We start from the raw sequence: 14,691 nt of genomic DNA, 5'->3' as shown, positions 1-14,691 counted from the left end.
GAGCGCCTCGAGCACCTTGAGCGCCTCGCGGACGACGAGGTCGGGGCTGAACTGCACCTGGCGGTGGGTGTGGGGCGGGCCGCCGTTGGCCGCGGCGTCCTCCTCGAGGAGCAGCTCGGCGGCGGTCCGGCCGAGCTGGTGCCGGGGCTGGCGCACCGAGGTGAGCGGGACGGCGGCCGCGGCCGCGAACTCGATGTCGTCGTAGCCGACGATCGCGACGTCGTCCGGGACCGCCATCCCGAACTGGGTCAGCTGCTGGAGCAGGCCGAGGGCGAGCAGGTCGTTCGCGCAGAAGACCGCCGTCGGACGGCGGCGGGCCGGCATGCCGGTGATCCGCTCGCCCGCACCGCGGCCCTCGCCGACCGTGAGGCCCTCGGTGACGATCTCGGTGAGCGCGTCCGCGGGCAGGCCCGCGGCGGCGAGCGCGGCCCGGGCGCCCTGGAGCCGTTCGCGCACCTGGACGATGCCCATCGGGCCGCCGACGAAGGCGATCCGGCGGTGGCCGAGCTCGAGCAGGTGGGCGACCGCGAGCTCGCCGCCCTCGACGTCGTCGACGGACACGCTGCAGCCCTCGAAGCCGCCGTGCTGCGCGCGGTCGAGGAGGACGACGGGGACGCCGCGGCCGGGCAGCGCGGCCAGCCGGTCGCCGTCCGGGTCGACGGGGGTCACGAGGACGCCGCGCACGCGCTGCTCGAGGAGCAGGTCGAGGTAGTCGTCCTCCCGGCGTGCGTCCTGGTCGCTGTTGCAGAGGAACAGCGCGAGACCTGCCGCGCGGGCCGCCTCCTCGACGCCCTTGGCGACGTCGGAGAAGAACGGGTTGCCGGCGTCGAGCAGGACGTAGGCGATCGTCCGGCTGCGCCCCGCGCGCAGCTGGCGCGCCGACTCGTTGCGGATGAACCCGAGCTCGGCGATCGCCTCCTCGACGCGGGCGCGGGTGGCGGCGCCCACGTGGTCCGGGCGGTTGAGGACGTTGGAGACCGTGCCGACCGAGACGCCTGCGCGGGCGGCGACGTCCTTGATCCCGGGCGGAGACACGGCAACCTCCGAATCGATGCGTCTGAAACGTCCCAGACGGACGGCGGGGGCGCGGGCCGCCGTCTGTGCGCAGTATGCACCTCGCGGGCCTGCTGCCGTTCCCGGACGCGCGACGAGCGCCGCCTGGACTGGAAACGCTCTCGGATGGAGCGGCCGCTGTCGGGCGGCCGACCTCGGTCACGAGACGGTAACGCGGCCTTGACGCCCGGGAAACGGGCCTCTTAGAGTCACCGCTCTGAAAGGTTTCATGAGAGGTGGGTCACAGGTGGTCGACGCAGAGCCGCTCGTCCGCGTGCGTGGCGCGGCGAAGGCGTTCGGGGGTGTCCAGGCCCTCCGCGACGCCTCGCTCGAGCTGTTCGCCGGCGAGGTGCACGCCCTGCTCGGCGAGAACGGCGCGGGCAAGTCGACGCTGCTCAAGGTGCTGGCCGGCGTCCACCGCACCGACGCCGGCGAGGTGACCATCGGCGGCGGCCCCTTCGAGCAGGGCAGCACCCGGCGCTCCCGCGAGCAGGGCGTCGCGGTGATCTACCAGGAACCGAGCCTGTTCCCCGACCTCTCGCTCGCGGAGAACGTCTTCATCGGCCGCCAGCCCGTCACCGGCCGCGGCGCGGTCGACTGGGCCCGGATGCGGCAGGAGGCCGCAGCGCTGTTCGGCCAGCTCGGCGTCGACCTCGACCCGGACCGCCCCGCCCGCGGGCTGTCGATCGCCGACCAGCAGATCGTCGAGATCGCCAAGGCGCTGTCCACCGACGCCCGGGTCATCGTCATGGACGAGCCGACCGCAGCGCTCTCGGCGTCGGAGTCCGAGCGGCTCCTCGACGTCGCCCGGCGGCTGCGGGACGGCGGCGCCGCCGTCGTCTTCGTGAGCCACCGGCTCGACGAGGTCTTCGCGCTGTGCGACCGGCTCACGGTCATGCGGGACGGCGCGACCGTGCGGACGAGCACCGTCGAGGGCACCGACGCCGGCGAGGTCGTCCGCTGGATGGTCGGACGCGAGCTCACCGACCTGTTCCCCAAGACCGAAACGACCACCGGCGACGTCGTCCTGCGGGTGCGCGGCCTGACGACGGACGGCGTCTTCGACGACGTGAGCTTCGACGTCCGCGCCGGCGAGATCGTCGCGTTCGCCGGCCTGGTCGGCTCCGGCCGCAGCGAGGTCGTCCGGGCCGTCTTCGGCATCGACCGCTACGACAGCGGCTCGGTCGAGGTGCTCGGCGCCCCGCTGCCGCCCGCCGACCCGCGGGCCGCCCTGGCCCGCGGCGTCGCGCTCGTCCCCGAGGACCGCCGCCAGCAGGGCCTGTTCATGCCGGCCTCGATCGCCCGGAACACGGCCGTCGTCGTGCTCTCCCGGCTGGCCCGCCGCGGGGTGGTCCGGGAGCGGGCCGAGCGCGAGCTCGCGGCGCACTGGGCGCAGCGCCTCCAGCTGCGCCACGGCGGCCTCGACCAGCCCGTCGAGCGGCTGTCGGGCGGCAACCAGCAGAAGGTCGTGCTCGCCAAGTGGCTCGCCACCGACCCGCGGCTGCTCGTCGTCGACGAGCCGACCCGCGGGATCGACGTCGGCACCAAGGCCGAGGTGCACCGGCTGCTGTCCGAGCAGGCCGGCCGGGGCCTGGCCGTCCTCATGGTGTCCAGCGAGCTGCCGGAGGTGCTCGGCATGGCCGACCGGGTCCTCGTCATGCGGGAGGGCCGGCTCATGGCCACCCTCGACCGCGACGAGGCGACCCAGGAGCGGGTCATGCTCGCCGCGACCGGCCAGGCGTCGGTCGCCGGCGAGGGGAGCGCCGCGTGAACGGCGGGCTGCGGCGGGTGCTCGCCGGCCGGGAGGCCCCGGTCGCCGGTGCGCTGCTCGTCGTCCTCGCGGTGACGACGGCCGTCAACCCGCGGTTCCTCTCCGACCAGGGCCGCTTCGACCTGCTCGTCGCCATCGCCATCACCGGGCTCATGGCCGTCGGCCAGACGTTCGTGCTCGTCATGCGGCACGTCGACCTGTCGGTCGGGTCGGTGCTCGGGCTGTCCGCCTTCATGGCCGGCTCCGCGGTCCGCGGTGACACCGGCGGGCCGCTGGTCCTCGCGCTGCTCGTCGGCGTCGTCGTCGGCGTCCTCGCGGGGCTGGTCAACGGTGCCCTCGTGGCGTTCCTGCGGCTGCCCGCGCTCGTCGTCACCCTGGGCACGCTCTACGTCTTCCAGGGCGTCCAGGCGCTGCTCACCGGCGGCACCCGGATCAACGCCGACCAGCTGCCCTCCTCGGTCGTCGGCTTCGGGGTCACCGGGTTCCTCGGCGTCCCGTGGCTCATGTGGGTCTGCCTGCTCGCCGCGGCCCTCGGCGGCGTCTTCCTGCGGACCCGCCGGTCGGGGCGCGACCTCTACGCGGTCGGCAGCAACCCGCCCGCGGCCGAGCTCGTCGGCATCCCCGTCGCCCGGCGGACGCTGCTCGCCTACATGGTGAGCGGGGCCTGCGCCGGCGGTGCCGGGGTGCTCTTCCTCGCCCGGTTCGGCGGCGTCGACTCCAACGCCGGCATCGGGTACGAGCTGCCCGTCGTCGCGGCCTGCGTCGTCGGCGGCGTGAACATCTTCGGCGGCTCCGGGACCGTGCTCGGCGCGCTCCTCGGGGCGATGCTCCTCAAGACGATGGGCGTCTCGCTCAGCGCGCTCTCGGTGCCCGAGTTCTGGCAGCAGGCGATCAACGGCCTGCTCCTGCTCGTGGCGATCACCGCCGACCGGGTCGTGCTCCTGCGTCGCGAACGTGCGGCGCGCGTCGAGGCCGCCCGGCACCGGCGCGAGCAGGCGGACGCCGAACCGGCGCCACCGGCGGCGGGCGCGGAGAGCCCCGGCCACGAGGGTGCGACGACGACGGAGGTCGTGCGATGAGCCGCGTGCTCAGCTGGGACCGCTCGGTCTTCGTCCTGCTCGTCGTCACCGTCGCGGTCGGTGCGGTCGTCGACCCGGACTTCGCCGGCGGCTCGAACCTGGGGTTCGTCCTGCAGGACATCGGCGAGATCATGCTCATCGCGCTGCCGATGACCTTCCTCATCATGACCGGCGAGATCGACCTGTCGGTCGCGTCGACGGCGGCGCTGGCCGGCTGCGTCCTCGGCTGGGCCTGGCAGGCGTCCGGGTCGATGGCGGTCGCGGTCCTCGCGGCCGTCGGCACCGGGGTCGTCTGCGGCGCGGTGAACGGCTTCCTCGTGACGCGGCTCGGGCTCGGCTCGCTCGCGGTGACGATCGGCACCCTGGGCCTGTACCGGGGCCTGTGCTACGCCCTGCTCGGCGACACGACCGTCGCGGACTTCCCGGCGGGCTGGACGAACCTCGGGTTCTCCTCGATCCCCGGCACCCCGCTGCCGTACGTGACACCGCTGCTCGTCGTCCTCGCGATCGTGTTCGGCGTCGTCCTGCACCTGACCCGGACCGGGCGCTGGGTCTTCGCCGTCGGCCAGAGCGTCGAGGCGGCCCGGTTCGCCGGCATCCCGGTGGCCCGCCTCAAGTTCCGGCTCTTCGTCGTCACCGGTGCGGTGGCCGGCCTCGCAGGCGTCGTCTACGACCTGCGGTTCGCCAGCGCCCGCCCGGACGGCGCCCTCGGCTTCGAGCTCGCGGTCATCGCGTCGGTGCTCTTCGGCGGCGTCTCGATCTTCGGCGGCGTCGGGACGATGTGGGGCGTCGTCAGCGCCGTGCTCTTCCTGGGCAGCGTCCGATCGCTGCTGCAGCTGCAGGGCGTCCCCGGGAACGCGCTGACGATCATCACCGGCGGCCTCCTGCTCGCCTCCGTCGTCATCCCGGTCGTCGCCCAGCGCTGGAGCGCGTTCCGCGAACGACGCGGCCGGGCCCTGGCCGCCGCCGCCCCCTGACCCTTCCCCGCCGGGGAAGCGCACCACCCCGCACCGCCGTACGACCCGCACCGTCAGACCCGCACCGTCAGACCCCGCACCGTCAGACCCGAACCGCACGACCAGCACAGCGCAGTCACCGTCTCCCAAGGAGTGCAGATGCGTCCCACCCGTCTCCGTCTCGTGGCGTTCCTCGCTGTCGCGGCCGCCTCGCTGGCGGCCTGCGGCGGCGGTTCGAGCGCCGGCGCGGGCTCGTCCTCCAGCGCCGCGGCGCCCAGCGAGTCCGCCTCCACCCCCGCCGCCACGGCGGGTGCCGTCAAGGAGGGCCTGAAGATCGCGATCCTCCCCAAGGCCATCAACATCCCCTACTTCGACGCCGCCTACGCCGGCGCGCAGAAGGCCTGCGCCGAGATCAAGGCCGAGTGCGAGCAGATCGGCCCGACGCAGGCGACCGGGGCCGCGCAGCTGCAGTTCATCAACACCGTCATCCAGAAGAAGTACGACGCGCTCGTCATCTCCGCGGCCGACGCCAACTCCGTCGTGCCGGCGCTCAAGAAGGCGCAGGACGCCGGGGTCGCCGTCGTCACGTACGACGCGGACGTCGCCGACACCTCGGCCCGCAGCGTCATGGTCAAGCCGACGACGCCGGACCTCATCGGCAAGTCCCAGGTCGACTGGATCTCCAAGGCGATCGGGTCGGGCGGCGGCGAGATCGCGATCCTCTCGGCGGCGGCCACCGCTGAGAACCAGAACGCCTGGATCAAGATCATGGAGGCCGAGCTCGCGGCGAACCACCCCGAGCTCAAGCTCGTCGACACCGTCTACGGGGACGACGACGCCGCCAAGTCCGCCGAGAAGGCGGCGGCCCTCATGCAGTCGCACCCGAACCTCAAGGGCATCATCAGCCCGACGACGGTCGGTGTCGCCGCCGCCGCGAAGTACATCAGCGGCTCGAAGTACAAGGGCACCGTCCAGGTGACCGGTCTCGGCCTGCCGAGCGAGATGAAGGCGTACGTCAAGGACGGCACCGTGAAGTCGTTCGGTCTGTGGGACCCGGGCATGCTCGGCTACCTCGGCGTCTACGCGGCGGGCGTCAAGGCGAGCGGCGGCGACCCGAAGGCCGGCTTCAAGGCCGGTGACAAGGACTACACGGTCGACGGCGACGGCGTCGCGATCGTCGGCCCGCCGCAGGAGTTCACGGCCGAGAACGTCGACCAGTTCACCTTCTGACCGTTGGGAAAGACCCGGCGCCGGTGCCGCCCACGGGGCGGCACCGGCGACCGGCCCGCCGAAAGGGCCCGTCCGTGAACCGGTACTGCTTCCTGCTCCAGGTCCGCCCGGAGCGGCTCGAGGAGTACGCCGCCGCGCACGAGCGGGTCTGGCCCGACATGCTGCGGGCCCTCGCCGCGACCGGCTGGCACAACTACTCGCTCTTCCTGCGCGACGACGGTCTGCTCGTCGGCTACGTGGAGAGCCCCGACCTCGCGGCGGCGCAGGCCGCGATGGCCGCGACCGACGTCAACGCCCGCTGGCAGGCCGAGATGGCCGGGTTCTTCGTCGGGCTCGACGGCCGCGGTCCGGACGAGGGCTTCCTGCTGCTGCGGGAGGTCTTCAACCTCGACGACCAGCTGTCCCGGCTCCCCGCCCCCACGACCCCTTCGGAGCACTGACATGGCCGATCTGCCCGCCGCCGTCCTGGACACCCTCTCCACGGTGGCGATCGAGCTGCCGTCCTGGGCGTTCGGGAACTCCGGGACGCGCTTCCGGGTGTGGCCGTCGGCGGGGACGCCGCGGAGCGTGCACGAGAAGATCGCGGACGCGGCGCAGGTGCACGCGTACACCGGGGCGGCCCCGTCGGTCGCCCTGCACATCCCGTGGGACGAGGTCGACGACTACGCCGCGCTGCGGGCCTTCGCCGAGGACCTCGGCGTCCGGTTGGGGACGGTGAACTCGAACACGTTCCAGGACGAGGCCTACAAGTTCGGGTCGCTGACCTCGTCGGACCCCGGCGCCCGGCGCAAGGCCGTGGACCACCACCTGGAGTGCATCCGGATCATGCACGCGACGGGGTCGCGGGACCTGAAGATCTGGCTCGCGGACGGCGCGAACTACCCGGGGCAGAACGACCTTCGGCGCCGGCAGGACAACCTCGCGACCTCGCTGGCGGAGATCTACGCGGCGCTCGGTCCGCAGCAGCGTCTCGTGCTGGAGTACAAGTTCTTCGAGCCGGCGTTCTACTCGACCGACGTGCCGGACTGGGGGACGGCGTACGCGCACGTCGCCGCGCTGGGTGAGCGCGCGGTGGTGTGCCTGGACACGGGTCACCACGCGCCGGGCACGAACATCGAGCAGATCGTCGCGACGTTGCTGCGGCTGGGGAAGCTGGGCTCGTTCGACTTCAACTCGCGGTTCTACGCCGACGACGACCTCATCGTGGGGGCCGCGGACCCGTACCAGCTGTACCGGATCATGGTCGAGGTGGTCCGCGGCGGCGGGCTCGACCCCGCGTCCGGGGTCGCGCTCATGCTCGACCAGTGCCACAACGTCGAGGCGAAGATCCCGGGCCAGATCCGGTCGGTCCTCAACGTGCAGGAGATGACGGCGCGGGCACTGCTGCTCGACCGGAGCGCACTCGAGGCGGCGCAGGACGCGAACGACGTCCTCGCCGCGAACGAGGTCTTCATGGACGCGTTCTACAGCGACGTCCGGCCCGCTCTCGCTGCGTGGCGGGAGTCCCGGGGTCTGCCCGGCGACCCGATGAAGGCGTTCCTCGCCGACGGCTACCTGGCCCGGATCGCCGACGAACGCGTCGGCGGCACCCAGGCCGGCTGGGGCGCCTGATGACCACCGGCCCGTCCGATCGACCCGCACGCACCGCATACGGCACCGCCGAGCCGGATCCGACACCCCGGAAGGACCTCATGACCCACGCCACCCGTACCTGGACCGCTTCGATGGTCGCCCCCGACGAGGACTTCGCGGGTGCACCGCTGCTGCGCGGGGAGGTCGTGCTGGACGCCGGTCACGGCGACGTCGTCTCCGCACGGCTGCTCGCGACCGCGCACGGCGTGCTCGAGGCGTACGTCGCCGGCGAACGCGCGGACGACGACGTGCTGACCCCGGGATGGTCCTCGTACGAGTGGCGGCTGCGCTATCGGGAGTACGACGTGAGCCGGCAGGTCGCCACGGCCCAGCGGGACGGCCTCGGCCAGGTCGTGCTCGGGCTCGCGCTCGGCAACGGGTGGTGGCGCGGCCGGCTGGGGTTCCTCGGCAACCGGTGCGTGTACGGCAGCGAGCTCGCCGGGCTCGCCGAGCTCGAGGTGACGTTCGCCGACGGGCACGTCCAGGTGGCCGGCACCGGCACCGCCTGGCGCTCCGGCCCGTCCGCGGTCACCGCCAACGACCTCTACGCGGGCCAGACCGTCGACGCCCGGCTCGCCGACGACGGCTGGCTGCGCCCCGGTGCCGACGTCTCGGACGCGGCCGGCTGGGCCGGCGTCCACGTCGTCGGGCGCGACCCGGCCACCCTCGTGCCCTACCTCGGGCCGCCCGTGCACCGGCAGGGCGTCCTGGCCCCGGTGGCGGTCACCACCGCCCCGTCGGGGCGCACCGTCGTCGACTTCGGGCAGAACCTCGTCGGCTGGGTCCGGCTGCGTGTCCCGGCGGGCGCCGGCGCCGCGGGCACCGTGGTGACGGTCCGGCACGCCGAGGTGCTCGAACCGGACGGCGAGCTGAGCACCCGCCCGCTGCGCACCGCCGAGGCCACCGACCGGTTCGTCCTCTCCGGCCGGACCGACGCCGAGGACGTGTTCGAGCCGACGTTCACCTTCCACGGCTTCCGGTACGCCGACCTCGACGGCTACCCCGGTGAGCTCACCGCGGGGAACGCCGCCGACGTGCTCGAGGCCGTCGTCGTGCACTCCGACCTGGAGCGGACCGGCACCTTCGAATGCTCGGACCCGTTGCTCAACCGCCTGCACGAGAACGTCGTCTGGTCCCAGAAGGGCAACTTCCTCGACCTGCCCACAGACTGCCCGCAGCGCGACGAGCGGCTCGGCTGGACCGGTGACATCGCCGCCTTCGCGCCCACCGCGGCCTACCTCTACGACGTCTCCGCATTCCTCGGCGACTGGCTCTGCGACGTCGACGCCGAGCAGCGGTCCGCCGGCGGCATGGTGCCGCACGTCGTCCCCGACAACCTCAAGTACGACACGCTCCCCGAGTTCTTCCCACGCGCCGAGACGACGGCGTTCTGGTCCGACGCCGTCGCCTGGGTGCCGTGGGCGCTCTGGCGGGCGTACGGCGACCTCGAGGCGCTGCGCCGCCAGTACCCCGCGATGCTCGCCCACGCCCGCCGGGTCACGACCCTGCTCTCCCCGAACGGGTTGTGGGACACCGGGTTCCAGTTCGGCGACTGGCTCGACCCGACGGCGCCGCCGGAGGCCCCGTTCGAGGCCAAGGCCGACCAGGGCGTCGTCGCGACCGCGTGCGCCGTCCGGACGTACACCGTCGTCGCCGACGTCGCCGCCCTGCTCGGCCACGACGAGGGCGCCGCGCGGACCCGCGCCCTGCGGGACCGGACCCGGGCCGCGTTCGCCGAGCACTACGTCGGCGACGACGGCACGATCCGCTCCGACTGCCAGACCGTCTACGCGCTGGCGATCGCCTTCGACCTGCTCGACCACGCCCACCGTGACGCAGCCGGCAAGCGCCTGGCCGATCTCGTCGTCGAGGCCGACCACCGGGTCTCCACCGGGTTCGCCGGCACCCCGTTCGTCCTCGACGCGCTCACCGCGACCGGGCACCTCGACGTCGCCTACGCCATGCTCACCGAGCGAGGCTGCCCGTCCTGGCTCTACCCGGTGACCATGGGCGCCACGACGATCTGGGAGCGCTGGGACTCCCTGCTCCCCGACGGCTCGGTGAACCCCGGCGAGATGACGAGCTTCAACCACTACGCCCTCGGCGCGGTCGCGGACTGGATGCACCGCACCATCGGCGGGATCACCCCGCTCGCACCCGGCTGCTCGAAGGTCCTCGTCGCCCCCCGCCCGGGTGGCGGCATCACCTGGGCGAAGGCGTCGCTGCGGACCCCGCACGGCACCGTCGCCGTCTCCTGGACCCTCGGCCCCGACGGCGCACCCGTCGTCGAGGTCGAGGCCCCCGGAGGTGTCGAGGTGGTCAGGGGCTGACCCGGACGCCGCCGCCGGCCCGCGNGGCCGCCGGGGCGGCGGGCCCGCCGTCGAGCACGTGCCGCAGCTTCTCGCCCTCGATGTCGAGGTCGGGCAGCAGGCGGTCGAGCCAGCGCGGCAGCCACCAGGCCGAGCGGCCGAGCAGCGTCATGACCGCCGGCACGACCGTCATCCGGACGACGAAGGCGTCGAACGCGATGGCGACCCCGAGGGCGAAGCCGATCGACTTGATGAACGACTGCGGCGACGTCACGAAGCCGAAGAAGACGCTGATCATGATGATCGCGGCGGCGGTGACCACCCGGGCGCCGTGACCGAAGCCGCTGACGACGGCGTCCCGCGCGGACGCCCCGTGGACGAAGTCCTCCCGCATCCGGCTCACGAGGAAGACCTCGTAGTCCATCGCGAGGCCGAAGACGATCCCGACGAGGAAGATCGGCAGGAAGCTGATGAGCGGCCCGGTCTGCTCGACGCCGAAGACCGCGCCGAGCCAGCCCCACTGGAAGACCGCGACGACGGCGCCGAAGGTCGCCGCGATGCTCGCGAGGAAGCCGACGGCGGCCTTGACCGGCACGAGCACGGAGCGGAACACGAGCATGAGCAGCAGCAGGGCCAGGCCGACGACGACGCCGATGTAGGGCAGCAGCGCGTCCTGGAGCTTCTCCGAGATGTCGATGTTGATCGCCGTGATGCCCGTGACGCCGACGCCCGCACCGGGCACGTCGCCGTCCAGCGCCCGGATGTCGCGCACGAGCGTCTGCGTGGCCGTCGCGCTCGGGGCGCTGCGCGGGACCACCGTGACGATCGCGGTGTCCCCGGCGGCGTTCGGGGTCACCCCGGCGACGGCGAGGACGTCGGGCAGCGCCTGGATCCGCTGCACCACCTGGCCGGCGAGCGGTTCGACCCCGGAGCCGGCCGTCGCCTCGACGACGACGACGAGCGGGCCGTTGAGCCCGGGCCCGAACCCGGACGCGATGAGGTCGTACGCCTTGCGCTGCGTCGTGTCCGGGGCCGCGGTGGAGTCGTCGGGCATCCCGAGCCGCAGGTCCTGCGCGGGGATGGCGACGACCCCGAGCGCGACGAGCGCGGCGACGAGGACGGGCAGCGGGTGCCGGGCGACCGTGCGGGCCCAGCGGAAGCCGAAGGCCGGCTTCGCCGACTCCTCCGCGTCGTCCTCCGGGTCCCGCGGGCGCAGCCCGGGGATCCGGCCGCCGGCGATCCGGGCGCCTGCGAAGCCGAGCAGCGCGGGCAGCAGGGTGAGCGCGATGAGGACGGCCAGCGTGACCGTCGCGGCGGCCGCGACACCCATCTGCGTGAGGAAGGGGACGCCGACGACGAAGAGCGCCCCGAGCGCGATGACGACCGTGGCGCCGGCGAAGACGACCGCCGACCCGGCGGTCCCGACGGCGCGGCCGGCCGCCTCGTCGAGGTCGCGCCCGAGGGCGATCTCGTGCCGGTAGCGGGAGACGATGAAGAGGGCGTAGTCGATGCCGACGGCGAGACCGATCATGAGGGCCAGGGTCGGGGTGTTCGAGGACAGGTCGGCGAAGCCGGTCGCCGTGGTGATGCCGGCGAAGACGATGCCGATGCCGAGCAGGGCGGTGAGCAGCGGCATGCCGGCGGCGACGAGGGAGCCGAACGTGACGACCAGGACGATCGCGGCGACCGAGACGCCGATGACCTCGCCGATCCCGGTCTCCGGCCTGGGCTGGAACGCGTCGCCGCCGACCTCGACCCGCAGGTTCGCGGCGCTCGCCCGGGTCGCGGCGGCGACGAGGGCGTCCCGGTCGGCGTCGGAGAGGTCGGCCGACTGGACCGCGTAGGAGACCTGCGCGAACGCCATCGTCTGCGCCGGGTTGACCGAGCGGGTCGCGAACGGGTCGGTCACCGAGGCGACCTTCGGTGCCTTCCGCAGGTTCGCGACGGTCTTCGCGACCTGGGCCGCGTACCCCAGGTCGGTGATCCTCGAGCCCTCCGGGGCGACGAGGACGACCCGCGCGGTCGCCCCGGAGGCGTTGGCCTCGGGGAAGCGCTCGCCGAGCACGTCGATCGCCTGCTGGGCCGGCGTGCCGGGGATCCGGAAGGCGTCGGACGACGTCCCGCCGAGCGTCAGCGCGGACGTCGCGACGGCGGCGAGCACCGCGAGCCAGAGCAGGGCGACCGCACGGCGGTGCCGGAAGGCGCCGCGGCCGAGGCGGTAGAGGAACAGGGCCATCTGAGTGCTCCGTGTCGTCGGTGCTGCGGGGTGGACGGGCGACGGGTCGGCGTGGGCGGGTCAGTGCGGGACGGGCAGGGGCGCGGGCAGACCGGCCCGGACCCGGGTGAGGCAGTCGCGGACGAGGTCGGGCAGGTTCTCGCCCTGGCCGCGCACCCACAGCCCGACGGCGACCCGGACGGCGACCATGACGGCCCCCGCGAGCACGTCGGGGGTGGGGTCGGCGAGCGGGTCGACGCCCAGCCGGTCGGCGAGCACCTGGGCGATCCGGGCCTCGACGTGGACGAAGGCGGCGAGCTGGTGGGCGACGAGGGCCGGGCTCTCGTCGAACATCGCGAACAGGCCGGCGGCGTCGGCGCGGGAGCCGACGAGAGCGGTCGCGTGCTCCGGCAGCAGGACGAGGAGGCTCTCCCACACGGGCTCGTGGGTCGGGCGGCCGGCCAGTGCGTCGGCCAGCTCGAGGCCGCGCTGGGCGAGCCCGTCGACGACCGCCTCCTCGACGCTCGAGAAGTAGTTGCGGAACGTCCGCGGCGAGACCCCGACGCGCTCGGCGACCGACTCGGCCGACACCGCCCGCAGGCCCTCGGCGAGCGCGGAGCGCAGCGCGGCCTGGCTCATCGCGGCCCGCGCCTCGCGCTTCTTGCGCTCGCGCAGCCCCTCGTCGCGGATCACCGGACCACTATCGGCGGATCTTGCAGTTCCGGCAAATTTTCCGGATCGGAATCGCCCGGACGGCTCTCCTGGCGGTCCCCGGGCCGGTGCTCAGCCGACGGGGCGGTGGACGACGAGCGCGACGTCGTCCCGGCCGCCGGCCGGCAGGAGCCGGGCGAGGAGCCCGTCGGCGAGGTCGTCGAGCGGTGCGTCCGGGCCGATCGTCCGGACGGCGGCCGCCAGGTCGTCGAGGCCGGTGCCGATCGAGGCCGGCGGGTGCTCGACGAGCCCGTCCGTGAAGAGCACGAGGGTGTCCGCGTCGCCGAACGGCACGGTGACGTCCGAGCGGGCGCCCGCGCCCGGGACGGTGAGCGGGACGTCGCCGGAGCCCTCGAGCCAGCCGGTGCCGCCGTCCGGGTGCAGGAGCAGGCCCGGGACGTGCCCGGCCGAGCTGTACGTCAGGGTGCCCGCGGAGCGGTCGACGACGCCGCAGAAGACCGTCGTGCACTCGGCGCCCGTCAGCTCGTCGGCGAACGCGTCGAGCGAGGTGATCGCGTCCGAGGGGGTCCGCCCGTCGAGGACGAAGGCGCGCAGCGCCGAGCGGAGCTGGCCCATGACGGCGGCCGCGCCGAGGCCGTGCCCGACGCAGTCGCCGACGACGACCGCCGTCCGGCCGCCGCCGAGCCGGACGGCGTCGTACCAGTCCCCGCCGACGGCGAGCCCGCCGATCTTGGGCCGGTACCGGGCGACGACGTCGGACATGCCGGTGACGCCCGGCAGCATCGACAGCTGGAGGGTCTCCGCGACGTGCCGCAGCGCGCCCACCTCGCGGTCCCGGCGGACGGCGGCGCCGAGCGCCGCCCCGAGGTTGTTCGCGAGCAGCTCGAGGAACGCCTGGAAGCCCTCGTCGAGCGGGCGCATCGGGCCCGCCTCGAGGACGGCGACGCCGACCGCGGCCGACTCGCCGCTCTTGCGCAGCGGGCAGACGAGCGTGTGGCCGACGACGACGGGGGCGCTCCCGCGGGCCGCGTCGCGGAGCAGGGCGCCGTCGACGGCGTCGACCCCCTCGCGGGCCCGGGTCGTGGCGAGGAGCAGGAGGTCGTCGCCGTCGACGAGGTGGACGTCGGCGGCGGCGACGTCGTCCGGGGCGAGCCGCAGCAGGCCGGCGGCGACCCGGCCGACGTCCTCGACGTCTCGCGCGCCGTGCAGCCGGCGGGAGAGCTCGGTGAGCAGCCGCAGCCGACGGCCCTCGACGACCGACTCGGTGGTCTCCGTCGCGATGTCGAGGACGCCCCGCACCGTGCCGTCCTCGTCGCGCAGCGGCGAGTACGAGTAGGTGAAGTAGGCCTCCTCGGTGAACCCCGAGCGGTTGACGACCAGGCGCATGTCGGTGGTCCACGTCGGGCGGGCCGTCGTGAGGACCTCCTGGAACAGCCCCTCGACGTCCGGCCAGACCTCGGCCCAGACCTCGGCGCAGGGGGCGCCCATGGCTGCGGGGTGCTTCTGCGTGCCGAGCATCTCGCGGTAGCCGTCGTTGTAGATCATGACGAGGTCCGGGCCCCACGTGACGAGCACCGGGAAGCGGGTGCTGAAGCACAGTTCGACGGCGGCCCGCAGCGGCTGCGGCCACGCGTCCGGCGGGCCGAGCGACGTCGCGGCCCAGTCGACGCCGCGGGCCAGGTCGCCGCACGGCGTCCCGGCGGTGACCGCCGTGAACCACGCCGGAAGCATGCGCCGAAGATAACGACACCATCGGGCGTCGGCGCAGCGAGGA

11 protein-coding genes are annotated in these 14,691 nt (G+C 73.9%); 7 read left to right on the top strand and 4 right to left on the bottom strand.

All coding sequences use genetic code 11. The annotated features are described in order from the left end of the window. Positions 1–1,035, bottom strand: a 1,035-nt coding sequence (locus ECOMGDLI_RS15805; RefSeq protein ID WP_233153478.1) for a LacI family DNA-binding transcriptional regulator, incomplete at its 3' end; no start/stop codon positions are given. Positions 1,036–1,300: 265 nt separating this feature from the next. On the opposite strand from ECOMGDLI_RS15805, the gene ECOMGDLI_RS15800 reads away from it, so the two are divergent. The 7 genes from ECOMGDLI_RS15800 (at position 1,301) to ECOMGDLI_RS15770 (ending at position 10,051) form a co-directional block, all read left to right on the top strand. Continuing rightward, on the top strand, positions 1,301–2,824 hold the full coding sequence (locus ECOMGDLI_RS15800; RefSeq protein ID WP_198954894.1) for a sugar ABC transporter ATP-binding protein: 1,524 nt from the start codon (positions 1,301–1,303) through the stop codon (positions 2,822–2,824). Beyond that, entirely contained in the window at positions 2,821–3,903 is a 1,083-nt protein-coding gene (locus ECOMGDLI_RS15795; RefSeq protein WP_198954893.1) for an ABC transporter permease, read from the top strand. The genes ECOMGDLI_RS15800 and ECOMGDLI_RS15795 overlap by 4 nt, the downstream gene beginning before the upstream one ends. Next, positions 3,900–4,880 carry an ABC transporter permease gene (locus ECOMGDLI_RS15790; RefSeq protein WP_088317760.1) on the top strand — a complete coding sequence of 327 codons (981 nt, stop codon included), beginning with the start codon at positions 3,900–3,902 and terminating at the stop codon, positions 4,878–4,880. The genes ECOMGDLI_RS15795 and ECOMGDLI_RS15790 overlap by 4 nt, the downstream gene beginning before the upstream one ends. Positions 4,881–5,018: 138 nt before the next feature. Continuing rightward, the gene (locus ECOMGDLI_RS15785; protein ID WP_088317787.1) at positions 5,019–6,089 is read left to right on the top strand and encodes a substrate-binding domain-containing protein; all 1,071 of its coding nucleotides are present in this window, start codon (positions 5,019–5,021) and stop codon (positions 6,087–6,089) included. 74 nt (positions 6,090–6,163) lie between these two features. Then, complete coding sequence (locus ECOMGDLI_RS15780) at positions 6,164–6,529, top strand: L-rhamnose mutarotase (protein ID WP_088317758.1); 366 nt, start codon at positions 6,164–6,166, stop codon at positions 6,527–6,529. Between the two features lies 1 nt (position 6,530). After that, positions 6,531–7,700 carry an L-rhamnose isomerase gene (rhaI, locus tag ECOMGDLI_RS15775; protein ID WP_088317757.1) on the top strand — a complete coding sequence of 390 codons (1,170 nt, stop codon included), beginning with the start codon at positions 6,531–6,533 and terminating at the stop codon, positions 7,698–7,700. An 80-nt stretch (positions 7,701–7,780) separates the two neighbouring features. Beyond that, on the top strand, positions 7,781–10,051 hold the full coding sequence (locus ECOMGDLI_RS15770; protein WP_088317756.1) for an alpha-L-rhamnosidase: 2,271 nt from the start codon (positions 7,781–7,783) through the stop codon (positions 10,049–10,051). A gap of 25 nt (positions 10,052–10,076) precedes the next feature. On the opposite strand, the gene ECOMGDLI_RS15765 is transcribed toward ECOMGDLI_RS15770, so the two are convergent. The 3 genes from ECOMGDLI_RS15765 to ECOMGDLI_RS15755 form a co-directional block, all read right to left on the bottom strand. Further along, the coding region (locus ECOMGDLI_RS15765; RefSeq protein WP_143447734.1) for an MMPL family transporter at positions 10,077–12,266 on the bottom strand (2,190 nt) is incomplete at its 3' end. A gap of 60 nt (positions 12,267–12,326) precedes the next feature. Further along, positions 12,327–12,938: a TetR/AcrR family transcriptional regulator gene (locus ECOMGDLI_RS15760; protein WP_088317753.1), complete on the bottom strand. Its 612-nt coding sequence runs from the start codon at positions 12,936–12,938 to the stop codon at positions 12,327–12,329. Between the two features lie 90 nt (positions 12,939–13,028). After that, positions 13,029–14,648: a PP2C family protein-serine/threonine phosphatase gene (locus tag ECOMGDLI_RS15755; protein WP_088317752.1), complete on the bottom strand. Its 1,620-nt coding sequence runs from the start codon at positions 14,646–14,648 to the stop codon at positions 13,029–13,031. Between the last annotated feature and the right edge of the window lie 43 nt (positions 14,649–14,691).

The sequence above is a fragment of the Kineosporia sp. R_H_3 genome (genome assembly GCF_002198675.1).
GTDB lineage: Bacteria > Actinomycetota > Actinomycetes > Actinomycetales > Kineosporiaceae > R-H-3.
This window is presented reverse-complemented; position numbering and strand designations above follow the sequence as displayed.